The 26341-nt window shown below is 53.0% G+C and carries 17 protein-coding genes; 7 read left to right on the top strand and 10 right to left on the bottom strand.

Features of this window, described 5'->3' with window-relative positions; genetic code table 11:
• Positions 1–220: 220 nt before the first annotated feature.
• From AC3ITA_RS14780 to AC3ITA_RS14760, 5 genes are all read left to right on the top strand, one after another.
• A complete protein-coding gene (locus tag AC3ITA_RS14780) occupies positions 221–2182 on the top strand; it encodes a peptidoglycan-binding domain-containing protein (protein ID WP_489277614.1) in 1962 nt (653 codons plus the stop codon).
• Complete coding sequence (locus AC3ITA_RS14775) at positions 2179–8355, top strand: hypothetical protein (RefSeq protein WP_489277612.1); 6177 nt, start codon at positions 2179–2181, stop codon at positions 8353–8355. Before AC3ITA_RS14780 ends, AC3ITA_RS14775 begins: the two co-directional genes overlap by 4 nt.
• Complete coding sequence (locus AC3ITA_RS14770) at positions 8352–11384, top strand: hypothetical protein (protein ID WP_489277610.1); 3033 nt, start codon at positions 8352–8354, stop codon at positions 11382–11384. The genes AC3ITA_RS14775 and AC3ITA_RS14770 overlap by 4 nt, the downstream gene beginning before the upstream one ends.
• A 2-nt stretch (positions 11385–11386) precedes the next feature.
• Positions 11387–12373 (top strand): hypothetical protein, encoded by a 987-nt coding sequence (locus AC3ITA_RS14765; protein WP_489277608.1) that lies wholly within the window; start codon positions 11387–11389, stop codon positions 12371–12373.
• A 402-nt stretch (positions 12374–12775) separates the two neighbouring features.
• Entirely contained in the window at positions 12776–13123 is a 348-nt protein-coding gene (locus AC3ITA_RS14760) for a hypothetical protein (protein ID WP_489277606.1), read from the top strand.
• 317 nt (positions 13124–13440) lie between these two features.
• Here the strand turns inward: AC3ITA_RS14760 and AC3ITA_RS14755 are convergent, their stop codons facing one another.
• From AC3ITA_RS14755 to AC3ITA_RS14725, 7 genes are all read right to left on the bottom strand, one after another.
• Entirely contained in the window at positions 13441–14868 is a 1428-nt protein-coding gene (locus AC3ITA_RS14755) for a hypothetical protein (protein WP_489277604.1), read from the bottom strand.
• On the bottom strand, positions 14865–16064 hold the full coding sequence (locus AC3ITA_RS14750; protein WP_489277602.1) for a caspase family protein: 1200 nt from the start codon (positions 16062–16064) through the stop codon (positions 14865–14867). Before AC3ITA_RS14750 ends, AC3ITA_RS14755 begins: the two co-directional genes overlap by 4 nt.
• Complete coding sequence (locus AC3ITA_RS14745) at positions 16061–17218, bottom strand: hypothetical protein (RefSeq protein ID WP_489277600.1); 1158 nt, start codon at positions 17216–17218, stop codon at positions 16061–16063. Before AC3ITA_RS14745 ends, AC3ITA_RS14750 begins: the two co-directional genes overlap by 4 nt.
• A gap of 1608 nt (positions 17219–18826) precedes the next feature.
• A complete protein-coding gene (locus tag AC3ITA_RS14740) occupies positions 18827–19810 on the bottom strand; it encodes a hypothetical protein (RefSeq protein ID WP_489277598.1) in 984 nt (327 codons plus the stop codon).
• Positions 19776–20609, bottom strand: a complete 834-nt coding sequence (locus tag AC3ITA_RS14735; protein WP_489277596.1) for a hypothetical protein — start codon at positions 20607–20609, stop codon at positions 19776–19778. The genes AC3ITA_RS14740 and AC3ITA_RS14735 overlap by 35 nt, the downstream gene beginning before the upstream one ends.
• Positions 20596–21426, bottom strand: a complete 831-nt coding sequence (locus tag AC3ITA_RS14730; RefSeq protein WP_489277594.1) for a TniB family NTP-binding protein — start codon at positions 21424–21426, stop codon at positions 20596–20598. The genes AC3ITA_RS14735 and AC3ITA_RS14730 overlap by 14 nt, the downstream gene beginning before the upstream one ends.
• A gap of 73 nt (positions 21427–21499) precedes the next feature.
• Positions 21500–23347: a transposase gene (locus tag AC3ITA_RS14725; RefSeq protein ID WP_489277592.1), complete on the bottom strand. Its 1848-nt coding sequence runs from the start codon at positions 23345–23347 to the stop codon at positions 21500–21502.
• Between the two features lie 556 nt (positions 23348–23903).
• Between AC3ITA_RS14725 and AC3ITA_RS14720 the strand changes: the two genes are divergently transcribed.
• Entirely contained in the window at positions 23904–24512 is a 609-nt protein-coding gene (locus AC3ITA_RS14720; protein WP_489277590.1) for a hypothetical protein, read from the top strand.
• Here the strand turns inward: AC3ITA_RS14720 and AC3ITA_RS14715 are convergent.
• Together AC3ITA_RS14715 and AC3ITA_RS14710 are read right to left on the bottom strand one after the other, a co-directional pair.
• Positions 24509–24955, bottom strand: a complete 447-nt coding sequence (locus AC3ITA_RS14715; RefSeq protein WP_489277588.1) for a DNA-binding protein — start codon at positions 24953–24955, stop codon at positions 24509–24511. The genes AC3ITA_RS14720 and AC3ITA_RS14715 overlap by 4 nt on opposite strands.
• A gap of 142 nt (positions 24956–25097) precedes the next feature.
• Positions 25098–25265, bottom strand: a complete 168-nt coding sequence (locus AC3ITA_RS14710; protein ID WP_489277586.1) for a hypothetical protein — start codon at positions 25263–25265, stop codon at positions 25098–25100.
• A 149-nt stretch (positions 25266–25414) separates the two neighbouring features.
• Here AC3ITA_RS14710 and AC3ITA_RS14705 point away from each other — a divergent pair, with 149 nt between their 5' ends.
• Entirely contained in the window at positions 25415–25849 is a 435-nt protein-coding gene (locus tag AC3ITA_RS14705; protein WP_489277584.1) for an antitoxin Xre/MbcA/ParS toxin-binding domain-containing protein, read from the top strand.
• A 155-nt stretch (positions 25850–26004) separates the two neighbouring features.
• Here the strand turns inward: AC3ITA_RS14705 and AC3ITA_RS14700 are convergent, their stop codons facing one another.
• Positions 26005–26289 carry a helix-turn-helix domain-containing protein gene (locus tag AC3ITA_RS14700; protein ID WP_489277583.1) on the bottom strand — a complete coding sequence of 95 codons (285 nt, stop codon included), beginning with the start codon at positions 26287–26289 and terminating at the stop codon, positions 26005–26007.
• Positions 26290–26341: the final 52 nt, after the last annotated feature.

The raw sequence follows: 26341 nt of genomic DNA, 5'->3' as shown, positions 1-26341 counted from the left end.
TGAAGGGCAAACACCATCAAAACGCCCGACCTGATCAGCCTGGCTTAAATGGCGTGCTTTGGTCCTATGATCACTATTCGCTGCAGATCACCGATCAATTGCCAAAGTGAGTGCTATACCTTCAGAGGCTTTCGCATGATGCCACTCGTTCGGCCACATGCTGCACCGAGTTCATAGCGTCTAAGGAGAGATCAATGTGACAGCGGTTCTAGCACGTGGTATGCGCGGTGATCTGGTCGAGCAGTTGCAAGCGGCACTGATCAACATTCAGGTTCCTGCGGAAGACGGGGGACTAGAGCCAGCGCTTGCTGTTATTGATAGTGACTTCGGTCGAACGACACAGCTTGCGGTCCAGAGAGTCCAGTCCCAACTGGTTCTACCCATCACCGGGGTCGTCGACGCGGCGCTCTGGAGGAAGCTCACCGAGACAGATTGGCCCGACAGCTTCGAGCGAAACCTCAGCCTGGTGGCGGCCTTCGAAGGGCACGGGTACACCAAGGCGGCCGGTAACTGGGATAAAGCCGGCATTACCTGGGGTGTTATCGGATTCATCTTGATCACACGCAGCAAAATCAAGAAGAAGACAGTCCTGCAATACGGGCCACTGCGCGCCTTGTTAAAAGAGGTATTTGGCAAGTATGAGCCTGCGATGATCGCAGCGTTCGGGGACGTCCAGGCAAAGATGTTGAAGTCGATACTCGATGCCACTCCCGAGAATCTTTACAAGTTTGCCGTCCAGATCTCGGACGGCAAGAAGAATTTTGTACTCCAACCCGAATGGCAGAAAGCGTTTGCGCAACTGGGCAAAGTTCCCGCGATTCGAGAGCTGCAGCGTTCGTACGCAAAGCGGCTGTACTACGACCCTGCCATCCTGGAGGCCAAGGAGTTCGGCAAAGAGTTCGACATGGTATCCGAGCGTACGGACCAGTTGTTCTTCGACATCCAGGTGAACAACGGTGGGCTGGGGCGCAAGCAGGAAAAGCTGAGCGTCAAGGCTGCGTTGAAGGACTTGCTGATAGAGAAACCAAAGGCGACATTGACGGAAAAGCTGAACGCGATCACGGGGGCGCTCGCGAAATCGCGACCCAGATTCGCCAAGGACATCATCGAACGCAAGGGCACAATCTCCAATGGATTCGGTCGCGTGCACGGTAAGGATTTCCGGCTGGACGGATGGGGGATTGAGCTCGACGCTGCACCCGTTGTGCCACCAGTGCCGCCTCCCATACCAGCGCCGCCCCTCGAACCAATCAAAATGTTCCTGGGCATGCTCAGTATCGAGCCCACACAGCAGGCCGAGCAGATCGACCTCGCTATCGGCGCAGGGAAGTTGGGTCTGACCGAGCCGGGCGTCGGCCTTTTGGCCGCCGGCACATGGCCGGCCGGAAACGGGATTGAACCAGTGGCAGCCGGAGATGTGAAGTCGCTCAGCCTCAGAGGTCTACTTGGAGCCAGCGGGACGACATTGATCGGGCCCAAGGGTGACGCATTGCTGCACGGCATTAACCTCATGTTTCGCGAGCCCGTTGGGATACTTGCCGTTATGGGGCAGTCGACGCCGTTGCCCGCGGCCATGTCGGGCAATCATCTGGTCGTGGCGCGCGGCGATCGGCACTACATCGGTGTGACCCTTCGAAAAACGGGCCAGTTGCACCTAGTACGACAGCGATTGCGAGGAAGGGCGCTGGAAGAGTCATTACTCGACATCACCGAGATCCGGCCGCAGTTGGCCGAATGCCGGATATTGATGCTCTACACTGGATACGGCATTCCCACTGATATCCTTCCGGGCAGTGGCGTGCAGTGGCGCGAATGGCTGGCTCCGTTCAAGGCGTCACCGATTGTGCTCGGCTGGTTCGGCAACGTCCGTTTGCCGCGCGATGCAGCGCAGCAGGTTATCGCCAGCGATTTCCTCGCCCACGTTGCGGCGCTCCAGCCCGGGGCCGACCTCCAGACGCTCTGCAACAACCACCCCGACGCCATCGTCCAGCAATGGGGCGAGGCTTGCCATCGCGCGTTCCACGTCGGCACTCAGAAGTATCTCTGGCTGGACCAACCCATCCCGGCGCTGAGTTTGAGTCTCAGTGGTGCTGCGGCGATCGGACAGGACGGCAGGATCTGGCACGCCAACTCAATGTTCGGGGCCGTCGGAGAGACGGCAATGAAGGTGGTGGTCGTATGATTATTCAAACGCGAAAGGCGGATCAATATATCGAACTGTTGGGGAAGGAGATCTCCTCCACCCTGGCTGGCGGGGACTTCAAGGCGACGTTGTTCGACGAGATACTTCTCGTTATTGGCAAGACCCGCATCCGCTGGCGTTTGGATCAGCGTACGCCGGCTGGCGCCGGCGATGTGCCCCAGTTCGAACGTGTGTCCACCGCATCCGGCTCGTTTCCCGATAACACGCTCAAGCTGCCAAAGAATGGGCACCTAAAACTCGAATTCCACGTCAGTTCGCCGCTCAGTCCGCAGGAGAAGGGGATCTGGGTTCGCCTTTGGTTGAAAGTCAAAGACGATAACCTCCAATTCGTGGACATGCCGATGGAGGGCAGCGGAACTCATGTCGCTGATGGACCCGACTTGGACCGCAGCACACCCAAGTGGTTGTCCCAGATCAGCGATCGCTGGGTCGTCGACAAGAAACGCCAGCCGAGCCGCGGCAATGCGTTGCTGTGTGCGTCCATCGCAGGTCAACCGGGGTGTAGGAATCTCGTGCACATCGATGCCAACCTCGATGCGGAAGATTCGTCTGATTATTCGCTGGCGTTCGTGCTTGTTGCAGGGGACGGAGCCTACGACGTTTGCACAGAATTCGTGATCGCGTCCGCCTTCGTCCCAGTGGCACCCGTCAGCGGTTATGCCTTACGACTGGACTTTGCAGAGCGGGCGCGCGCGCCGCTGGTGGCGAATGGTCTACAACTGCGGTGTTTGCAACAGGCGGGCCGTAAAGGCTGGCGACTTGAATGGTTGAATATCCCCGGCGGCCGCGGTGCCCGATCGGCGGATACGCTTACGCTGGAATCGATAACACAAGCATTGCTGGAAGGCCACGCGCTCGGCTTGGCAACGACCCGCTCGCGCAATCGACTGAGCCTAGTCCCGACCTGGATCACCACCGATGTTCCGGACGAGCCCGTCACGCTAGTCTTTCGGCTGCTGGCGGACGCAGACCAGAAGCTAATCGATACGCGGTTGGAGTCGATCGACCTGCGGAATCGGAGGAAGATCGCGCTCCACTGTGGCGGAGCACTCGACCTGGACGGCCGGCCCTTGGTGTTGCGTGGGTGGGCCGAGGACGACCAACCGGCGCCTAGGGCGATGGTTTCCTGGAAACTTGACGGCAAAGGCCTCGCTCAGGCGTCGCATAAGCTGGGTATCGGCGCCGTCTTACTGTCAATGGATTCATTTAACCAGGGGCACTTGAAACTAAGTGTTGCTGACGCGGGTTCTCCGTACCGTCGCGCTCCGCTGGAGAGCGAACTCAAACTCGGCTTCGACAACGCTACGTATTCGGCGCTGAGCATGGACCCAGAGCTGGGGTTTGAGACGCTCTCCGATGTGGTTCGGCGCGAACGACCCTGGACCTTCGACCTCCTTGCGGCCCAATCCTGTAAGCTCACGATCCATGAATTTGCAAACCAGCATCAAAGCCGTCTGCTGCGCCTTGCACTCCAGCTCCATAAGCCTGGTGAGCACAAGACCGATGTAATCCTGGTCGATCCTAGCCCGCTGACGGTCGTACGCGTCCAGACGTCTGAGGAGCAAAAAGGCGAGGAGATCCTCGCCGAATATTTGGACGACGCCGATCAGGCACCAGAGTGGCGGTTCTTCTCGAACAAAGGTGGTATGAGCGTGATCCTGCCGCCTCAAGGCATCGGCGAGGAAATGGTCAAGGGCTACCTGCACCTGGATCGAGACAACCCCACCAAGCCAGGCACTAAGGTCAGAACGTGTGTGCCCGTTAATGGCGAGCTATTTGACTTTCGCCTCACCCCAACAGCGCTGCTGCGGCTGGACCGAACTGATGTAGACATGGCGCGCTCGGAAGCGCCCTGGTCGCTGCGCCGTCTACTGGCGCGGCGCTTGGGTGCGGTCGGTGTCAAGCTGGAGTCGGCGGATTTCGAGTTGCTGTATGGTCTGGCAGCGCATCTGGAAACCGAGGGGCTCCGCATTGCCGAGCTCGACGGTTTCATCGGGCGGGTGCCGTTCTCGGACGAATTACAGGCCCTTCTGCGCGACCGCGACACAGCAGGCATCAAGCAGGCATATGCAGGAAAAGCCTCGCAGTGGCTGACCGGTCTTTGGGCGCGGCCTTCGTGGTGGCGTGTCTACCGGGACATCGCGCAACGGGGGCGCCTGCTAATCGATCAAGGGCTCGAATATAGCCTACGGCCGACGCGTGACACGGCGCACCCATTCGACATCGGCAGTCGCCACGACGGATCAGCCACCGACCGCGAGCCTTTGCGTGGCGGTGTGGACTGGCCATTCCAGTCCCGCAACGTCTACGAAGAACTGATCGGCAAACCGACGTCGAGCGCCGGTTCCATTGAGGGGCTAGTGTTCGGCAGCTTGGGTGGCGAAGGGACACAGACGGCGGCTTTCAACAATGGCAAGACGCTGATCATCACGAACACGCGTCAGGGCCGGCTCGACTCGCTTACGCTGATACGCATTGGCCGTATCACGATGCTGTGGAACAAAGCGCGGCATGTGATCGTCTACGAACGAACGACGCGACGTTCGAAACGGTACAGTGAGGTCGAACCTACCGGCGAGCAAGATACTTTCGAAGCGCAGCCGGAATTCGCCGGTATCGCCGCATTACGCAAGGTTCGCGAATTCGTTGAAATCACCGAACCGCGACGCCGATATCCCGACCACGATGCGACCACGCCCATTTGCGGACCCCTGACCCAAAGCGTTTTTGGCAGCATTGAAGTCCCGGTGCGTTCCGATTGGGGGCAGGACATACGCGACGGCTTTATTATTGCGCTGCGCGGCCCGATCCCGGATGGCCACGAACTGGAATTCCCGGACCCCCGCGTGTTTCTGGATCTAGCGCGCGCGTCAGGTAAGGGCGAGGGCTCGATTGCACATCGCATCAAGAGCACGGAACGCCTCGTGTTCTTTAGCAGCACGCGGGACCAGGATGGCGGAGACACCGATACCTGGCCCGCCTGGCCAGACGTGGATTTTCCTCTTCTGAAACGTCCTGCCCCCCCAGAACTGCCGTTTACGAGTAGCTTCCGGGGCCGCGCACGTCAGCCTGATGCCGCAGCGAGTGAACTTGGCATGGGCAAGTTCACATTCACACTGGACCCTGCCGAAGAAGCGGTAAACCTGATGCACGGGCGTAACGTGCCCGGACTCGAAGCCAAGGTCACGAACATCAACTTGGCTCGCGGCCTGCCGACGGAGGAGCGAAAGCAGACATTCGAGGTCGAGTACGTTGCCGACAAGTTTGGCAATGCACAAGCGCAACTCGTCGACGGTCTCGCCGAGCTGCGAGCGACTTTGCGCGAACGGGTTGCTGCTGGAGACAACGCGCCGTTGGACACGCAGCCTCAAATCCGGGAGGACGTCAGGAAGCTCGTTGATCGACTTCAGAAGGTCGTGGGTAAGGTCCCGGTCCCGCAGGATGCCCCGGCGCGAAGTTGGCAGGATCAACAGAAGGAACGCAGCGACCAGTACTTGAACGCCATCAAGGGTGTCGATGGCGGCATGGGTGATGCGGCACGTCTCGGCCAGCAGATGCAGGATCTTGCAGTCCACTTTTCTGGGAAGGGTGCCCCAGCGAGCATCGAGTTGGCGCGTAATCAGGCTAGCGCCATAGTCGATGCGATCCAGCAACAGGCGAAGCAGCGTGTTGGTGAAGTCGGCTTTGTGCCACAGCAGGCCCTAGCGGCGGTACGTCGCCTGCTGGAGTCGCTGGCCGACGGTTTTGAATCCAAGCTCCTGCAGTTGTCTGGGGACCTAGTTATCGAGATCAACCGCATCGAACAGGCCTACCAGCACGATGTGGATAGTGCCGCAGACCTGGAAGTTCAGTGGCGCGTGGGGTTTGCTGGCCTTCCTATCCAACTGCGCCATCTTCTCGACATGCTCGATCAGATAGCCGACGGCGCCTTGGCGGACTGGTTCTCACGCTTGTCGCAGAATAAGACTGCCACCGTTTACGAGCGCCTGCGGGAAAGCGTCGAGGGCCAGCTCGGGCCGGTGGTCGACTGGCTCGAACGTTGGAACGACAGCCTACCGCCTTTTGACGCCGCGCCCCCCGACTTTGAGGGTATGCGCATGGCATTGGCTCAGAACGTGGGCAGGCCGTTGGCCGAGGCGTTGCTAGCTCAGGCCTCCAAGTTGTTCCAAGAGATGTGGGACGAAATGGCGGACATCACGAGCCTGATGAACGCTGCCGTCGCCCGGATCGATCGATGGGCAAAGGACTTGATGGAGCAGTTACAGGACGCGGCATCGGTAGAGCGTTTGCGAGACGCGTTGCTCGACGGGGCAAAGGGAGTGGTCTATGAGCTTGGCAGGGCGGCCGAGGAGGTGAAAGATTCCCTAGCAGATGAGCTTGCCATGCTGTCGTTCGGTGATCTTCAAGGTTCCATGGACGCCTTGAACGATTTCCAAACAAAGACCAACGACGCGCTGGAAGAGATAAAAAACCAACTGTCGGGTACCTTGGGTGACCTAGAACGAGCGGTCCGCGAACAAGCGGCAATTGCGGAAAACTATGCCCAGGCAGGCGGGCGACAGCTGGAAGATTGGGCCCGGACGTCACTCGGTCCCACGGTCGAAATCGCAAAGCAAAATCTAGGCGCCGGCCTCGAGACCCTTCGAATGCTAGCCGAGGGGCCGGTCACAGATGCACTGGAGTCGAGCCGCGAATTGGCCGGTTATTATTACAACCAGGCGGAGCAGGCCCTGAGCCTCACACGCTCAAGTGCATACTTCAACCACCTTGGGCAGGACATGCTTAACTCGCTGAGTGCGAGCATGCCGTTTGATCAGATCCGGGATCGCCTCTTGCCAAAGCTAGATGGTTTAGCGTTTCGCGACCTGTTTCCCGACTTTTGCGGGATCAAGCTCACCTATTTCCTGCCTGACCTAGACGTTCCGTTAGACGGATCTCACGAGTACGAGTGGATAAAGCTGCAGCATGGTTTCGACAAGGACAGGCTGCGCGCCTGGGCGAAGGTCGCAATCAACAAACAGTTTGATGAGCCCGCGACGTTGTTCGACCTGGGCCCGGTCAAGTTGAGGTTGATCGATCCGCACTTCATCGCTGACAGCGACGTCAGCGTGGCGCAGGACGGGACACGTTGGCAGCGTACCGCTGCAGCACTAAACGCTGATTTCGAGCTGTCGTTGAACGACAAGCCCATGGTCACATTGCGCGAGGCCAGCCTCAACTTCGACGAGCGGGGCGAACTCAAGTTCGACTTCGACAGCGAGAAACTGGAGTTGTCACCGGAACTCCAGTTCGTTACCGATGCACTTAAGGCCCTGATGCCTCAGGTGGAGGGGGCGACCATAACGCCGATGCTGCCCTCCGGCATCAGCGCCGCCTTGAGTTTGCCTCTCCCCGACATTGGCACCGGTGCTTTCACATTGACCGGCGTCACGCTCAATACACACCTGGATCTGCTCATCAGCGACGGATTCGAGATCAGCACCGGTCTTTGGCTGAGCAAGCCCGACCGACCTTTCGCTCTGGCGGTGTTGTTCCTTGGCGGGGGAGGCTGGTTTGGCATCGACGCTACGTATAAGCCGCCGTCTCACTTTGTCACGCGAGTGTCGGTGGGCGTGTCGGCCGGCGCCTTTGTCGCCCTTAATTTCGGGTTTGCCCAAGGGAGCGCGGGCATTCTCTTCACGAGCGGGGTCGATTTCTACCGCGATTGGCAAAGCGGCGTTGGAAGCACCGCCATTTCGGTCGGCATCCTCATCTGGGGCGAGTTTTCTGTGATGGGTATCGCCTCGGCGTCGATTCGCCTGGTGCTGCGCATCACATACACCGACAACGGCGGCATGGTGGGCACGGGAACGTTCAGCGTGAGCATCCGTATTTGCTGGTGCTACACGCTGCGTGTCTCGCGTACGGCGCAGAAGGTCTTCTCGGGCGCAAGCAACAGCAACGGCTCTGGCGCTCGAGTGAACGCCAGTCGCCCTAAGATCACGACATTGTCCGAAGGGTTGCCGACGGCATTTTCGGACGCCACGGCGGCGCGCAATGGAACAGCGGAGTTGGCGGATCCACCGGACTACGGCTCGCGGCCTCCCACCGATGTGGCTGCCGCCGTGAAGGACTTCTTTGACACCCTGGCCGTTTACAGGAGCGAACCGTGACTTCTCTCAGCTTGGGCTTGACGCTATCACTTGTCGGTCCCCGACAGGATCTTCTGGACAATCCAACCTGGCCGATGGCGCTGCGTATTGCCATCGGAATGACTGCCGAGCCAGATTCGCCGCAGGCGGGCGCAGACTTGATCCTGCCCACGTTGCCTTGGATGGTTTGGAGCGATGCGCTCCCGGAGGTCGTCATTGTCGACCAGAACGGCATCGAAATAACGCGGTGCACCCCGATAGCCCCGCTGCCAGACAACGTGCCATTTATAGAGTCCCTTCGAGCCACTGTGCTCGCTCGTGGTGAACGTCTGGCACAGGATGGCCGCCTGACATTTACCTACGATGGAACGTCTCAGGAACTCCAAGACGCAGACGAAATGGTCCCCATCTCATGGCCAGGCCTGATGAATACCTTGAACACCCTTGCCCAACCCACCCCGTCGACCCTAAAGAGCACTTGGTTCTTCAACGTTGATAGGGATCGACTGGCGTCTTTGGATGCCGACGGGAACTGGCAGCTAAATCCCGGCATGGCAATCTCTGCCTCCCCGGTGAGCGTGCTAGGGTCTAACTACACCGGTACCCAGGCCGGAGTTGATCCCACGGTGCATGTCCATTCATACAGCACCGCGGATGTCCGGGCGTACTGCCAATTACTGGTACTGGAGGGCGCGTTGGCCCACGGTCTAGACGAACTGGACAACTACTGGCTGAGCATCCGCGACAGTCGCGACGACTCGTTGCTGGATTTGGCCACGCGCGTCGAAACGGCATTGGGGCCCGGCGCGATGCTGAGCGCTCTCAGCATCGAAGAATGGACGAATGCCTGTGAATCCAGCGGCGTGGCCCTACCTCCCCGCCCCGCGACCGTCGTCGAGACGAAGGCGGCTCTGGAGCGGTGGAAAGAAGGGGTCGACACTGTAAGTAAGTGGGTTGCAGACAAGCGTCGGAGCATCATTCGCGACGCGCTGCTCAGCAAGGACGACACCGTGCAGGCCATTCGCCAAGGCTATCTCGAACAGGCCTCCAGCACCTTGGGCAGTCTGATGGACATTTCGCAGAAGGGCATTCACACGGAAATCCGTAGCGAAGCAAAACCGCGCCTGCTGATCCTGCTGCGTGATCGACTCCTGCCCGCGTTCACTCCACGCGATCCCGGTCCGTGCCGACCGGACGAGGGCATCGAGTTGATCGTGGGCGACGAGCTCATGCGATTGCGGCACGAGGACCAGCAGTTGGCCCCGGCAGTGGACGACGTTGCAGCAATCCAGTTTTTCGGGCGCCGCAGTTCAGAGGTTGCGGCGCTCGATGTCCCGGATGACACGTCGACTGCCGGTTGGCACGCATTGAGTGGAGGGCGATACGCAATAACGACCGTCGACGGGGGAAGCACCTTGATTACCTCGTCTGATCGGGTGCTCGGCGTGACAGCGGGCTACGTCGATCAAGTGCTGTGCCGGGAACTGACGTACAGCGGCGCCAACCTCGTGTGTCATAACCCAATGGAGCGCGTGCATCGCGAAAATCTGAGGGAGGCTGACGGTGACGAGGTCGGCATGATGCTCGCGCAGTTGAAAAGGCTCGCCAGCCCGACTTGGGCGCTGCGGGCGTTGCCGCTGCGATACGGAGACCACTACGAGTTCGCGGCGAGCGTGATCGACCGGGCCGGAGGCCAAGCGACCGAGCTGTGCTTGGCCGATCAACCTTGGGCGTTCGACCCTACCAGCATCTCCCGTCTCTCACCGCCACAGCGGGATCGTGTGCGCTTCCTGCGTCGGGTAGCCGTCGGGCATTGCAACATCCTACCGCCCATAGACGGTTGGCCGCAAACGCCCGACGAGGTATGGCTACGCTGCCTGGAAGAGGCACCCCCTCCCGCCGAGAATGTCGCGCGGCCCACCTCGGTTTTGCTTGTGCCGTCTGACCGCAAAGTGTTCCGCGAAAAAAAAATTGTCGACAACGCCGCCGGATGGCCGTCCTCGGTAACCTTCCGCGTGGAGGCGCCACGCGTGGACGAACACACGCTGCTGCGCTGGAGCATACCGCCAACGACCCTGGCGCCGGTGGCGCAAAAAGCCGCAGTGGACGCACTGAAGGAGGCATTGACCTCGATATACCAAACCCGTGATTTCTTGCTCGCCGACGGGGGCAGTGCCGAATCTGGCGGACTTCCGTGCGACCCAGCGGTGACGGCGCTGGGTATACGGTACCGCTTCGACAGCCAAGCTGAAACGAAGTACATCAACCTCGCTCAGGTGGCCAGCATCACGTTGGCCTGTGGCGATGCCGACCAATTCGAGGCCGACGCGCGCACGCACAAGCTTCGTTTTCTCATTGCGCCCGGCAGCCATGTGAGGCTCGGCTTCGTCCCATTGATCGCGCCAGATGATTTCGAACGCATGGACGAGGAGGCATTGAGCAGGCTTCTCGAACGCGAGCCTTGGCTCGCGGGTGACGGAACACCGTACCGGGCCTTCGCTGAGAGTGTCGTATTTGCAGAAAGCGCTAGCGGTGAACTTCCGGACTTGCATGCAGACAATCTGCTGCTCACGGCGGACGGAGCGGGAAATGTCGAACTCCGGTACGAGTTCTCGCGCCTAGAGGCCAAGGAGCAGCGTCGTCTGCAACATGTCCATCAGATGAGAATCTCCTGTGAGCGCTGGGTTTGGCGTAACTTGCCAGTGCCTGCAAGAGCCACTTTTGATGGAAATACGTCGCCTGCCGAGTGGCGTCGGCGGCTAGCTAGCGGCCCGCCACCGGAAATCATGGATTCGGCGCACCGGGATGCGCCCGATTCTGAGCTCGTCAGCTACTTTGACGAACTGGTCGGGCTTGACCAAGGTTTTGTGCGACGCGAAGAGGTCATCTTGAGGTTTCCACGGGACTACAGCGACAAAATTGCCCTTTACGTCGATCGGCGCGACGGCATCACGGCCGCCGACTACCTTCGATACCATCTGGTCCTGCGTTCGCGCTATCGAGGCGTTTTGCAGCGAAAGGATGGAGATGCCATGGACCGCGCCGAATAGCAGTGCCGTTCCGCGGCAATCCTTTGCGGATCAAACCGCCCAAACTGCTGGCCGTATTGCCGCTAATTCGCGCGATGAACGCCAGTCCGCGCACGGCCGATAAAGGCGCCGGCTCTGCGTTCCTGGTCGTTCTCGATGAACCATGGTTCAGAGAGTACGGAATAGGTGAGCGATTGCGAGCGCGAGTGGCGCATGTGAAGACAGAGATAGGGGATAATTCCGAACCTACAGAGTTACGCTACGGTCCGCTGCCGGACCACAACGTACTACCGCTCAAAAGCGCGGAACTCGACCGGCTACTGGCCGATGATCTCGACTGTTTCGGACCGTTCGGCTTTTCCCTGGACCGGGGTAGTAGCCAGGCGATGGCGAATGCAACAGGATTCGTAGTCTACCCCCCAGCCGGGACACCACCACATTACAACCTTTTTGTGGAGTTCAGCCGGCTGCTCGATATTCCGTCCGGAGCGCTGCTGCGCGACAGCACCATCGCGCCGCTTAGTAGCGCGGTTAGCGATGCCTTGCCCCTCTACACTTTACCTGACAGCGATGAGCTGAACCCACGGAGCGATTCACTTAAGATCGTTAGACTCGGGCAAGGAACATTCTCATTCGACGCTGCGGAAGTGGCCAGCGCGCCGTTTATTGGCGCGACCGGTGACGTCCTTCTACAGTACCGGTATCTCCTGATCGTCGGCAGGTTTGTGCGCGATGGTGGCCGGGCCGTGACCGTATTCCTGCCGGAGGACGGGCTGTGGATGAACGCCGGGGATCTTCGGCTGTTGGGAGGCGCCGATCGGGACATCAGTTGCTGCAACGCCGGCGTAATCGCTGAGGTGCTCCTGAATGGCAGGCCCGGTAAGAATGAGCCCCTGGGCGATGCCAGCGATTTGCGCGAGTTTTTCCTAATGATGTTTGGCGCCACCAACAAGGATGCGCCCGGTATGATCCGGAGGTTCTCGCAAGTGTTTGATATTGCGTTTCGGTGATGACCGCTGCCTTCGAGGCATGAGGATCGAGCCGGATGAGAAGGGTAGGCGCTTGCTGCATCGCGCCAGAGCTCAACGCAGATACTTGCGCACCCAGTCTGTACTACCTCGAAAGCATGCATTATGACCACACCTGGGGCGGTTGAGAGGGTGGATCGATTTCGAGCAGTCGGCGGTGCCGTTGTGGACGCTGGTAAAATGGTTTTCGGAGCTAACGGGCATAAACGCTTTTTACATTCGCCACGCGCATTCGTGTTCCGCCAGAAAACGGCTCTCAAGCCTACTTGCTTTGGGCTGCTAGTTCGTCACGTATTGGATCATTGCTTCGAAAATTATAATGACCGAAACGTCCGGGGCTTTCTAGTTTTGCTTATAATGGCTTTTTGCCTCGAGCCGAGCATTATGACCCCTACTACAGTTGCCGAAGTCGAACGCAGCATCGGAAGACCGCTTACCAAATATGAAGCGTTCTTAGTTGAGCTAGCCCCAGCAGGTGCCGATGCAGCAGATATTGCATTTTCGTTGCTGGAGCGTGCTTACTCGCTTTTGTTGGAAGACATTCTCGGTCGACCCTTGTCTCCTGCCGAAAAGGCCTTTGCGAAGGCCGCTTTTTTGGATGGGGTGCCTTTGATGGACGCTGTGAAATTGATTCAGAACCGTACGGTCGCTCCCCCCAAGCAGTCCCCAAAGCCAGTGCAGGATACGAAACCGACAAGATGGGGTAATCCTTCCGCCCAAGGCGATTCCTAATTTTCTACCGGGCCCTGCGACCACGCGGGGCCAACTTAATTAGGATTATTAAGGCGTGAAAACCGGCAACATTCCCCTACGTCCCCCAAGAGCTACTAGCATAACTGGAAAGTAATTCCCCAACGTCCTGTCAGTAGACCCTCGCATCACCATTAACGATGTGAATACGCTACCTGAATTGAGAGATGTAGACGGCGATCTGTGGCATTCATAGCTACAGCGCGACCCACTGTGCGGTAGCAGTTGGCTGATCTCACACGTTACTGCGTCAGCAAGCGTTGGGATTAGGCAAGCACGGCCGATGGTTTATTATAATTTCACGGCCCAATGTCGAGTCCTCTAGGAATGTTACCCAAGAAAAACTCATCGTTTTCATTTCGATTACTGGTCCCCACGCTAACGCTGGAGACGCCAGACTTATAAGATCGTGAGCTTAATCCGCGCCCTGACAGGGGTTGTGATTGCGATTGCGGAACAAGCGGGGTGTCTGGTGTGAGCGGAACATTTTTTGGGTTGGAGTTCCTCAACTCTTTTTTCAGACTATAGCGGCGGGGAGCAGAAGGCATACCTACCCACTTCAACGCGCTTGGCTCATTTGGATAGCGACCGTAAAAACTAGTCGCAGCTCCCGCCCAAGCCTTAGCCGCGCCCAGTGCCTCCACTTGCTTGAAGAGCTTTTTCTCCAAGGGCGAAGCCCCGTCTCGTAATAAGGCCGCGGCTTCTTCGAGTAAAGAAACCCCTTCGGCGAAAATAGGCCAGCCTCGATTTAGGCTGTCAACCAACATACTCCGAGCACGCTGTTCAGAATTTTGGCTCTCAAAGCCATCCCTTAAATGACGTACGCAGAAAATGATCGCCGGATCGGCAATCCATGTGAACGAGTTTGCCAAGTTATCAAACCAACGCTCCGGAATATTGTACCAACGATTAACCCGTAGCAGATAATAAGCGGCGGCTACTGCCGCGACGGGGTCTTCATACTTCTCAGTGAACAGGTGCGTCGCACGCCGCTGGAATTCGGCCATTGCTCCGGCAGCCTGCACAGAATCACGTGCTAAAAATTCCAGGAGGCTCTCGGCCTCCTCGCGAAACCCGGTGACAACGACCTTTAAAAGGTCGGCGTGCAGGTCCTTTGAGGCACTGGGGGTGATCAAGACCCTTGCAGGTCCACCAGACGGAATAGCCACAAATCGCCAGATAATTTGAGATCCGCCAATTTGCAGCAACCAAGCGGACGCATCGAGCCGCAGGTCGAACTGCCAGGCAGCGCCGCTACGGTACGTTTCCTCCGGCTTCAAGCGCTCTTGCTGCCAGATTCCGTTAGCAAATCGCCACAGGCGAAGCCAGACACGATCAAACTTACCTAGATCAAGACTCAGGTCGTTTTCCGACCTTGTTAAAGGTGTGCGAGCGTTCAGTTTGGGAATGGCCCAACCGGTGCGCTCATCGGAGACGGGGCCCTCATCAAAAAAGCTGACTTCAACAGCCTGATCGTCTTGGCCCACGTCAAAGGAGGCACGCTGGATCTCGGCCCGACCCGAAGGCCAAGTCAAGCGAATGAAGACCTGCGTTGAATCTGCCGGTATCTGTAAATCAGCGGCAATCGAGTTACTGGCCACGCCTTCGGCCAGGACAGTTCCTTCCGAGTCCAACGCTCGCACTGGAAAGGCAGGACCCGAAGTGTTGAGCTGTTTAGAGCTGTTAGTGTTCGCGCGATAGTTCAGATTCACTCGGATACGTTTCATGGCTGTGACCGCATAGTGAGCGTATAAAACGGGGGAATGAGCTCTTCCTCCTGGTGATGCACATGAGGCAATCCACCTGCTGGGTCAAGTGCTCCTACCTCGTAAAACCCCCTTGGCAGATCGATTCGGAATGCTTGGTTCAAGCAGCTTTGAGAATAACGCCCGCCTAATACTGACTGAAGGTACAGATCGTACATAGCGCGTCGCTGCACTGGATCCAAATCTAAAACCACCTTGACGAGAGGAGGGCGCGACAGGGTCAAAATGGGGACTGGCTCGCCGCGAATTTGCTGTTCGCTCACCTGCTTTTGGTTTGGTTTACCTTGCGTATATTCGTGTTCAACATTGAGGATATTCCTTACCGCCGCAGCCAACGTTTCGCCCGTAACATTCCAAGTTTGGGTACCTGGTGCCTTGATTCCGCAATATCCCGAAAGCGCGCATACCAGTGCAGAAGTAAATCTCGATACTTCACCGCCCAGCGGGGCGTAAGCCAGTTCGCCTTCTCCTGTCGCATAAATAGCTGTCAGCGAACTACTAATCAGTCGCTTGGACAGATCTGGTGCCCAGAGGGGGGAGGGGTTAGCGGCGAGAGTCATGGCCACATCCCGCGATATTTCGCGACATGCATCGATGAAGAAGTACATGCCTCCTTGAACCTCGCGTTCTGCAGCCCTCATCGTGTTGGAAATATCAAAGGCGTTCGCCCAAGGTTGAGCAGGACTCGCTCCAAAGTCATCGGCTAGCAAATAATGATCAGAGACCATGATGCCGTGACCGCAAAAATAGAACACACCAATATTGCCCGGGTGGGTACGCATCCGGGCTAACCAGTTTTCGAAAGCCAGCTGGATATTGTTACGGGTTGCGCTCTCGACATCGCATTGTCCGTCCGGCGTTTGTGCAACGAAGGGTTCGTCTGCGGAAACGAGTACTTCCACGCTAGCGAGAGGGGCCTGGTTATTCACCAACCCAGGTGATGCCGGCGGGTCAGGATGGAGTTCAGGTGCGAAACACCAGTCCAGCAGATGTCTTAAGGATACAGGTGGGGACTTCAGCTGTTTCAGACCCAGAGGTTTATTCGCCAGCGCACCAGGATCTCCCCCAAGAAGATGTGGATAGCGGCCGACCGCAATGGCTAAAACATGGGTGCCTGGAGTGACGGCCGCGGGGTCCACCTGGTAGATCAAGGTCATGCTTGCGATAACCGGGCGGCTAGGCGTCGATAGAAGCTGGGCCGCAGGAAGTAACCTCCGTGGGCACCGGTTGAGCTATAACCCGTATCATAGAAAAAATCCGTTACATCGCTGATAACAGGCTCAAGTCGATAACTCAAAATATCATTGGTATCAAAGACATTGAGCCATCTCTTGACGCTAGCGGGCCGGCTGACTTTTCCAGTTGGTGGATTGGGCGGTACATCGGGACTGCTGTTTACATACAACTTCATCTCTTCGAAAAGCCCAACCTGGGACCCGACTGTGATCAAGCAGTCAACCTGAATGTCGGGTGCGAAATAGGTGAGAATGTCGTACATGATTTCGCCGCCAAAACTGTGGGCGATGACTATGAGCTTGTCGTCTTTATCGATACGTTTTTGATCAGCATCTCGCAACGCCTGCAGCACGGTGGCGACGATTGGGCCTGGAGCTTCCTTGGTGCCCCGTCGCGACAAATAGACGAAGGCATCACCAGCGAAGCGGGTAACCGTTGCATTGAGTTTCTTGCGCAGAAGTTTGCCGGCGACAGCGGTGACTTGATCGGCGGTCGCGCCTTTTAACCGTGAAAGACCTTCTTTGAGAGATTCGAGTATGCCACCGCCACCGAAACTCTCTTCACTGCTTGCATCGGCCTCGTAATTCAACTGATCCAGGAAATTGTCGTTGGTGGCAGTAGAAAGCCAGCTCGGGTGAGGGTGTTTTTCCGCGTAACTCGCACTTATTTGGTAAGCGCGCGAAAGATCTCGAGCTTCTCCTTCCGATTTTGCGCCTGCTATAGCAGAGGCGAACAGTAAATCTACAGTGGCCGGAAAATCCTTATGAGCTTCGGCGACAATGTCTCCGGAAATTGGGGATTCCGCGACCAGACCAGCGACTCGACCAAATGCCTCACCGTCGGCATCAGCACCAAATGCTTCAAACTTGTCGTCCGGGTTGGGTAACACGGCCATGTTCCAGGCGAATTGAACCCCGTGCTGCCCCCAGTAGGGGCTAAGGATACTGAGGCTATCTCGGTCGACGCCTAAGGCCGGCGCGACCACTTCACGGATGAATCCATTCCGGCCCACCTCGCTCTCATGGTAGGCCTCACCGTCGCGGTTGTTGACGCCATGTATGAACACTAAAGGCATATCGGCAATGCTCCTTGAATAGTTGTCCGAATGAGTTATCTAAGTCCTTCTAGCCCAAGCCGAATCGCACCAAGGCTTTGAATTGAAGGGAGGAGGCAAATCGGGAAGCGGGCAGTACGTAGCTAATAGCCAGCGTAGCCTGATCTTTAGAGGGCGCCAGCAAGAACGCGAGAGAAAATGCAGCGCTCCTCTCACCGATAACACGTCATATTCGAAGCACGTTCACTGACATTGTGTTCATGAGCTTCGCTTCTCATGAATACGGTCAGCGTCTGTAATTAACCGGAGGTCGGTAACTTATTGATAGTTAATGCTTTCCGGTTAATTACAGATCAAGGTGGACTTCATGCTCCATGACTTAGACATCGCCGTAATTCAATGTTGGCATCGTTCCCCTTGTACTCTGTGGTCTATCAGTTCCCAATACAGTGCGGCACAGCGCTCCTTGTCGCTTTTATTGAAGATGACTCAGATGTATTTGTATCACCGATAAGTTTGCCTAAGCTTTCTCGGCAAATGCTAAACATATGGCGACGTTGTTCAGAAAACTATGAACAGACCTTCACCGCACAAGCCATATACCGCTCGCCCCTTCAAAGGGGCCGATGTACAAACGAAGTTCAATCCAATTCATTCATAGATTGCCGACGTAAGATTGGCTCCATGCCACGATATGACGATGGGAGCGCTTGAGCACAATAGACAAACCACTTTAATAACCGTGTTCGCAGCTAACGCTTCGATGAAAACTTTACACAGATAGTGGTTGATCCAGGCGTTTTGCGTGATCTCTTGAAAGTCGTGTGATGGAAGATGGTTCTGTTGTCGGAGCTGGTTCGAGTAGCGAGAGTGGTGCGGATAGCTGGTGCGGGAACGTTAACACTTTAGCCGCTAATGATCCGGTACTCTCTTGAAGATAGCTTCATCGCAGCAGATGGCAACGACCTATTAAGGAGACTGCTGAGGAGCTGAAGGCATTTACATTAACTTCGTACGGCTATATCTCTGAGCGCTCTTACTGTACTTTAGCAACTGAGAGTTTGGTTCGATTGGTTTATCTTGTTTCACCACCACATCAAAAATCGATCTAATCAGCCGGGATCTTTCATGGTCTTCAGCTATCTCTAGATATCTGCAACTACTAGGCAGCAATTTCGCTTTATTTGATCGCGAACTAATTGCAACGCTAGTCGTGGTGGGAGAATCCAAATTTCTAACAATGGACTTAGATACTCTGACGGCATATCAAGAATCGCGTCTAAAAATTTATCCGAACCAGCCTTCAATATCATATTTGAAGGTTGGTTTGATATTTCAATGCTAAAATATAAGTCTTGTACGCTTGAGAAATAGGGAGACGTTTTAAATAATGGGTTGTAGCTGATCGGATTCTGCATCCACCTTTTCATATCCTTTACGTTTTCTGATATTTGTAGTTTGAGCAAAGTAAACGAGGAGGATGAAGGTTTTTGATTTAGCAAAATATACCCGATTATTTGGTTGTCTACGGCTGCATAGGTCATGCATAGCCTAGAGCACGAAACGCCGTAAATGTCAGTGACCACTAAGCCGAGATCGATATAAAAAAAATCAACTTTCCTATATAAATCATGCATTTTTAAAGCCTTTCAAAAACTCCAAATATTTTTGGCTGGAAAACACGTCGCACAATCTTTCAAGGCGACGTAGTATTGCAGGAGACTCATAGGGAAGAAAAACATTGCTAAACCTGCCTATAGCATGGGCCGAGCACGAATAGATTGCGCTGTGTTCGTTTGATATTGATTCATACACACGAGCCTCTAACTGTGAAAATGCGCCAATGACATAGCCTGTTAATATCAATGCACACATGCGTTCAAAAGACGAAGCGGTAAATGCCCCTATGAGCATTAGCGCCCGCGCGCCTGAATATCGTAGCGCTCCCCGCTGTGGAGTGGGCTTCGAATACAGAAAGCAGGCAAGCCCCCTATATTCTCCTGCACTCAAGAATAACTCCATGACAAAGCGGTAAGCGGTTGTCATTTGCAGCGCGCTACTATTTTGTGAGTTTTCCAAATGACAAATATGCCGCTGTATTTTCAGGGCAAGAAATACGAGCGTTTTAAAACTTAGTTTGTCAAGGCTACACTTGTTAGTTGAAATTAGCCTGCCAGGAAATGCCATTATGCTGTAACGCTGATTATATGGCAATGGTCTTAATAGAGTCTGGTGTACAGGGCAGATAGGGTGCGCAACATATCTCCAGCGTTTTAAGAATACATAGCAGCGCTTTTTCTTTAAAGAGTCCATTAGGCAGAGTGTACAAGCATTTTGCCAACCTGAATAAGGGATTACCCATGTAGATTTAGGACGGAAAAAATTGAGTAATATTTGCGGATCGATCCTAAGCGAGTCACCAACCGTGGTTGATGCTAGTATTTCCGGAGAAAAATCATGATCAAGGATTGGAAAAAAATCCATACAGGAGGAAAACATTGTATTTATTTTTGCGGCTGAAAAGCAGCGTGGCGATAATTTAAGCTCACATCTCACTATCCAGGATGTAAAAGACTCATCATCGACTGGGTTTAAAAGCGAATGAAATTGCATTTTGTCTGACCTTGGTTTTTAGGGGTAAATGCTCTGTTAAGTCTGTGTTCGCATTTGAGGGCAGTAATTCTGCCACAGCGTATTCCCGAACCAAATTTAATAAATTTCCGGTGTTTCCATTGCAATGTTTATAAAGCTGGGTTGTAGAGATGCTCAAATTTACCATGATCTTAAATTTGGTCTGAAGAATCTCTTGAAGATCGCTAATATATAATGAGAATTTACAGTCATTATCCCACTCGTCTATCTGATGGATTGTAACTGACCCCTCATTCGCAAATCTTGTAGCGTACGTGGAATCATGAGTTGATATGATTACATTCACGCAAGCGGAATGACGGGCAACACCAAGCCAAGCTTGAATTGCTTGTTGCTTGTCCGTCGGTTTATCAAGGCCCTCTGAGAAATCTTCACAAATAATACAATCAATTGCCGCGCGCTCAATTAAATCAATCACTACGCGGGGTATATCAGTCGTTTTTACCTTAAGATCAGATTCATCGAAATAAAGACCATAATACTGCAATAAAAGCTTCCATGGATTGAACTCTTCATTGAGTGGGGAAGAGCGCAGCACAACTATATTATTAAATTTATGCCGCAAGCGTTTGTGGCACATTTGAATTGCAGTTGAACCCCCGGAGCCAGTCTTGCCTAAAATAATCTGCAGTGAGCCTGCTTTGTTTGTGCTCCAAAGAGTTGACACGATAGTGTTGACGGCGCTTATTACTTGGGGGGTTAATACCTTAAACTTATTATGAATTCGTTTGATTTTGGAGTCGAGGTTATGTTGGATCATTTGGTTGTTGTCGCTTGACGTGCCGAATTAAAGACACTCCGTATTTTGCTGCTAAAAAAGGCGCATTAGTGATAAGTTCTTTTGTGATCTTTTCTATGCCAGACGAAACAGCTTCCGCGGCGCATACTTGAATAATTTTTACCACGTTATCCATCACACCATTCGCTTGCTTTAATATGGCGGTTGCTAATTCTTTACTGTGCAAGTGCGATGGTTGTTTTAAGGGTAATGTGCGCTCATAAGCTGCAATAAATCCCCTAAAGTCTTCGTTCATCTTCCATTTCTCCAAAGGCCACTGCAAATACCGGCGTTCCAATTGCGGGTCTAGGCGAAGTGCCTCGCTTGCCTTATCTACACCAAAGGCGAAAACAGAAAGATTGTACTGATCACCGGACAGATTTTTAAGTAGTGAGAGGTTGATTTTTTGTTGCATTGTCGATAGGGTTACGGCGTCGTGGATCTCGTCAATGACAATACCTTTGATATTGTTTCGTTCTACAGTACGTGCAAATTCTCTTGACGCATTGTATCCGCTAAATTTTCTTGTTACCTCCATACTAAATGCTTCGAGCAACAGTTCTCTGAAGTTGTAATTGTTTGGGTTCTGCCTAAAACTCATAAACACCAGTTTATGTTCTTCATTCTTATTAATTTCTTTAATTTTATTGATGATGCTTGTTTTTCCGTAACCGCCGCTGCCCCAAACCAACATACAGGGTGCCTGAACCTTGTTTTCAGTACGTAACATGTAGTGCATTGCGCTCAAGATCGCATGGGAGTTAGGATACTCGATAAATACATCTTGCAGACAAATCATAAGTCGCTCCTCCGTAGGGAGGTTCAATAAATATTGCCTTGATTGACGCACATGGCTTACATCGATAGGGGTATCAGTCATTTTGGTCAAATAGTCTAGGGGTTAATGAGAAGTTGACTTCAGTTTCGTCAACGGCGAATTCGTTGGTGGGCATCGTATATGCATCCAAGATAGATTTAGGGATGCCATTTTTATTCTGCTCTGAGTGATGGGCGATTGCTTCCGAATGTATATTTGTTATTTTGGCGTTACGAGTGCTCCGCTGGCTATTTTTGACCAGTGCGTTGTTGGAGCGCATTTGCCTGAGTGCATCCTCGTCTGTGATTGTGCCTGGTGGTAGTTTTTTATTGTGCTGGCGGTCGCATCGGTACTCTTCGTAGCTGATATAGTCTTGCTCTGAGGAAACTTGTGGAACTCGAACGTATTCTCCATCAACGCTCACCCATACTATGGACATATCAAACGGGTCAAATTTTACGATGACTCTACCTCGTCCCTGTATGCGATTTAGCTGATTTGAGTAGTAGCGCCTTTTATTCAATGTTATACCGTTATTTCTCACGGGCTTTATTGTTTCTGGTAAAAAGTCCAAGTAAAGCGCTCGCGGATTTATCGCTACTTCAGGAAGTTTAATTTCGGTGCTATCGAACGCCTTCTCCCAAGCATCCTTAGGAGAGGTCCCCAACTCGGCATGGACTGTGCCGTGATATATAAGGACTTGCCCGGCAAACCAAGTACAAAACTCCTTGAAGGTTAGTGCAGATTGTTTTTCGCTATCGTAGTCACCACGCTGTTCAGTGTTTGAGAACGTGGTGCCAGGTAAGAAGTGAACAGCCGAAGTCATAAATGTGCCTATTAGACGCTCGATATGGCCTCCCATGTGCTTCTTACCTATCTTTCGCCACTCAGGGATTATTTTGTATTTACGCATTGCAGCTTCAACAATCGGAGAGCGAAACTCCGCAGCATTGTCCATCAATAAACGTTCGGGAAATCCAAAATACGGGTAGTGACATGACTCGCTGGCCAACTGAAAATAACCGGTATTCTTAGGAAGCATCGCCATGCCCATTGTCTGTTGCACCGATATAATTGAGGGCGCGAACATGGTTAAGTAATAACCCAATATGACACGCGTGTGTAAATCCATTATTACCGACAGCCAGGGCCTTCCAATTATTATTGTGCGGTCATGTTCGGCACGAAGGAGAAGGTCCACGCGCGTATGATCCATTTGAGCTACTTGTAAGGGATAATCGGTATGAGCAATACCGGGTCGAGGCTGGAAAATTTGATTTGAAGAATCAACACCGTGTTTTTTTCTAAAAGTGGTTTTTTCATCAAATCCCTCGATTATTTTTTTTACCGATGCCCTGCTAGGAGAAGTCAATCCTTGTGCAAAGCATTCGCTTTGTACATGTTTCCACACATTTGAATATGAGGCGGACCGGCCGTGATAGTGCTCGTTGTAGCAATCCGTAATGATGGATTTAATTTCATCAGTAACTCTCATGCTCCCTTTGTGAGGCCCAGGGCTGTTCTTTATTAATGTGACCGGGCCTAGATCGGGACTGTATTTTTTTTTCAAATCGTAAAACGCGGTTTTTTTTAAGCCAAGCATGTCGGCAGCTTGATTTGCAGATAACGAGCCGCTTAAATAAAGCTCAATAACGACTGATCGTTCGCCAGCCAGTATCATTTTTGAGGCGTTATGCTCGGTAAGAAAACCCTCTGTTTCTTTATGGTTTTCGAGGCTGTCACGAGATTGGGGAATAGGTTGGATATTTGCGACGTCGACAACTGATATGGTTCCGCAACCAAAGCCACTGACTGTGACGTCGCCTTTTTTTCCTATATCCCTAACGATCGACAACACTCCATTAGCCACCACGAGGTGGCCTCGTTTAATTGCGATCCTCAATATAAACTCCTAGAAGATATTAATATCAGCAGTATGGGTTTCGACGCATTTTCATACAGTACGTTGTCGCTAGCGTGTCTGCTGATACCGTTGCCGCCATTAAAATACTAGCGAAGGAATTCGGAAGCGGTCTAGGGGCGAAATATAAATATTTTTTTACCGTGAAACCCAGTAAACACGGGGTGAAATGGTGTTCAAATGTTTACGCATCGGCGACGAAAAAAAATCCTTGATTCAGTACCATTTTGTACGGAATTATATTTTTGAATATTCGATACGGTGGTAGGCGATGGGGCGTAAGAGAAAGACACTACTACAGGAGCTGAAAGCATCCGCTTTAGCTCACCTACTTGCGGTGCTTGCGGGTGTTAAGCCTAACGGGTATCAACTCGCGAGGTGGTATGAGAGGAGACTGGGATTGCCCCATGAGTCTGAATCTAATAGTACTTGGGGAAGGTTTCTTGAAGGTTTAATGCCCCAAAAAGCTAGGTTGGCGATATTGCTTGATTTGGAACCGTCGCTAATAAACTTATTGAATCATCCTTTGTGGAGTATCATGAAAGAACAATCTGAATTAGTAGACATTTTTTCTTTATTAAAAAATAGAATATATCCTACAAAATCTTATTACTTGTCTTCACTTGAAGATGATATTAGCATGATGTCAGCGCTGGATCGTATTGCGCTATTCGTTTTAATGATGTTGTCGGCTCAAGATCATAAATACATTGCCCCTACAGTGACTAATTGGTTAGCTGACGGCTACGCTCAGCTTAGCCTGGAGGCTGAATGGTTTTATTTGAGTAAGGCGTTGTCAAGCTTAATGCTAATAAGGTTTGAAAGCGTTCCTTGGTTTTCTTCCGCCAGGTTCATTTCATCCAACAATGAAACGAACCATAAATTTTGGAACGCTATTTTTGATGATTACAAGAAGAGCCAGAGGGATTTGAGCCCTGCCGCCTGGGCGGTATGGTGCAGTTCGGTATCTCGTTTAGATTGGTTAGAGAGAAAAACATATCTAGAATTTATAAGTGACTGTTCGCCTTGCGATTCCGATGAGAAAAAGACGGAACGAATAAAAATCTATAAGAAAGTGCGAAATCGTCGATACAAACTTATTCGGAGTGCGCACAGGCTCTCAATTGATTTATTGATGTATAGTTAAGGTTTGGCGGGCTTATTTAGTGACTCTATAAGCTGCTGCTGAAAAAATTGTAATGTGCTTAAAAGGTTTTGGTATTTTAGATTTTCTTCCTTTAGCTCGACAAATATCGTGGTGATTTCCTCTATCACCTGGGGGTTGGAAGTGACAGCGCGAAGCTTGTTAATGGTATCTAGCAAGCGAACGAAGTCATTGCTCCGACTCCACGAATCTGAGGGGTTTTTGAAACGAACGTCAGGAATATTGAGCCTGGTAGTCATTCGCGATTGCTCTGAAAAGCTGTCTGTATTTTTAGCTTTCAAAGCTCGCAGATGTTTTACTATAGTGGTTTTCGACCCGTGATTACCCAGCTCCGCACGGATAGCGTCCAAAGTTGGCTTGGCGCCATTCTCTTCTAGTCTGAATAACGCTTGTTCAACCATCTCTTCACTAATAATGGGTCGCATGATTTCATCCACCGCCAGTCCAGCGATTATCTTACCATAAGCGCACATGGATGTGAGCAACAGCGGGTCTATGTTGGGCCTATGCTATATTGAGTCGTAGTTACATCGGATAAATTATATGTCGCATCACATTAGTACCATACTATTGCGGTACAACGCTGCTCACGCTTTTACCCAGCTTAACGTTGCGTACTGCAATTTCCAGTAAAAGAATCAGTGGCCACACGACTGCCATCGTACGCTCTAGTGTACTGCCGGTATCTTCTGACCCACCATTTAGTACTTTAATGAAAGCATCTTCGATGTTCATCAGGCTTCTACCGTGCTTGGCCGATTTACTTGATAGCAAACTGGGACATACTGCTTAAAATTGGCAGATCGCCTTCATTCTTGACCAATAATGCAGGATGCTAGCAGGTAGATGCATACCCAGAGTTCGCTCCTTATGCTGGAAGCACGATGAGAACTATCAATCGCTCTGTTTATCGAGTTCGCTTGAAAACGTTGCTTCTTATTCCTATTGATGCTTCCGATCAAGACATTCACTCACTGATCGACGCTGGTTTCTCGAGAGAGACTGTCTGTATTCTTTTTGAGCGTGGCGTAATCAGCGCTATGGTGCGCGATCAAATTATTCCGTACAAGACGCTCAAGCGCAGGTTGGCGCATGGCAGCCGGCTCACAGCCCTCGAAAGTGATCGATTGTTTCGTGTTGTACGCGTCATTGCCATAGCCGAGGAACTGTTCGGCGACCAGCAGAAAGCAAAACGCTGGCTTTCCACTTCCAAATCTCGCTTTTCGGGCAAGAGTCCGTTCGCGATGTTTTGCACCTTACAAGGCTCTCAACTGGTTGAGGAAGTATTGTTCCAGGCAGCAGAAGGTTTCACATTTTGATCTGCGACACCGCGGTGCTTATTGGTAGCGCAAAAACAAATACGCGATCGGACTAGAGCGCCACGGCGCCCCTGAATGCGGTATCACAGGGGAGCACTTAAAGGCGTGCGTCGATGAGGCCGAAGCGTGTTTGTTTAGAGGAGAGAACGATGCAGTCACCCGCGCCGGCCGTCTTCAATCTCGCGCCGAATACGTTCTATCAGCGAATCGAAATCAGTTTCTGGGTCGAGGAGTAAGAAGCTCTCAACAAGGAGGGTGAGAGGATGCACGTTCATCCTTTGAGCAAGCTCAGACGCCTTCTCTAACGTGACATTCTTAAGCCCCCGTTCGAGCGTGCTGAGGTAGGTCCTGCTACTGATTATTCCGAAGTCTTCTTGTGTTAAACCGCGACGAAGTCGTGTGGTGCGTAATGCGATGGCAAATGCCTCTTTGAGTTCCATTGTGTTCGATCCACAAAAGGAACGATGAGGCCTTTTTGAGATCTATAGGGCT

The organism is Pseudomonas sp. GL_090, from assembly GCF_057837765.1.
Note: the sequence above shows the minus strand (reverse complement) of the source record. Positions and strands in the feature narration are given on the sequence as shown.

Bases quoted from the DNA above. Each gene is read 5' to 3' on its own strand.
- AC3ITA_RS14780 (WP_489277614.1), top strand. From the start codon at position 221: ATGCGCGGTGATCTGGTCGAGCAGTTGCAAGCGGCACTGATCAACATT.
- AC3ITA_RS14775 (WP_489277612.1), top strand. From the start codon at position 2,179: ATGATTATTCAAACGCGAAAGGCGGATCAATATATCGAACTGTTGGGG.
- AC3ITA_RS14760 (WP_489277606.1), top strand. From the start codon at position 12,776: ATGACCCCTACTACAGTTGCCGAAGTCGAACGCAGCATCGGAAGACCG.
- AC3ITA_RS14755 (WP_489277604.1), bottom strand. From the start codon at position 14,868: ATGAAACGTATCCGAGTGAATCTGAACTATCGCGCGAACACTAACAGC.
- AC3ITA_RS14750 (WP_489277602.1), bottom strand. From the start codon at position 16,064: ATGACCTTGATCTACCAGGTGGACCCCGCGGCCGTCACTCCAGGCACC.
- AC3ITA_RS14745 (WP_489277600.1), bottom strand. From the start codon at position 17,218: ATGCCTTTAGTGTTCATACATGGCGTCAACAACCGCGACGGTGAGGCC.
- AC3ITA_RS14740 (WP_489277598.1), bottom strand. From the start codon at position 19,810: ATGCAATTTCATTCGCTTTTAAACCCAGTCGATGATGAGTCTTTTACA.
- AC3ITA_RS14735 (WP_489277596.1), bottom strand. From the start codon at position 20,609: ATGATCCAACATAACCTCGACTCCAAAATCAAACGAATTCATAATAAG.
- AC3ITA_RS14730 (WP_489277594.1), bottom strand. From the start codon at position 21,426: ATGATTTGTCTGCAAGATGTATTTATCGAGTATCCTAACTCCCATGCG.
- AC3ITA_RS14720 (WP_489277590.1), top strand. From the start codon at position 23,904: ATGAAAGAACAATCTGAATTAGTAGACATTTTTTCTTTATTAAAAAAT.
- AC3ITA_RS14715 (WP_489277588.1), bottom strand. From the start codon at position 24,955: ATGCGACCCATTATTAGTGAAGAGATGGTTGAACAAGCGTTATTCAGA.
- AC3ITA_RS14710 (WP_489277586.1), bottom strand. From the start codon at position 25,265: ATGAACATCGAAGATGCTTTCATTAAAGTACTAAATGGTGGGTCAGAA.
- AC3ITA_RS14705 (WP_489277584.1), top strand. From the start codon at position 25,415: ATGAGAACTATCAATCGCTCTGTTTATCGAGTTCGCTTGAAAACGTTG.
- AC3ITA_RS14700 (WP_489277583.1), bottom strand. From the start codon at position 26,289: ATGGAACTCAAAGAGGCATTTGCCATCGCATTACGCACCACACGACTT.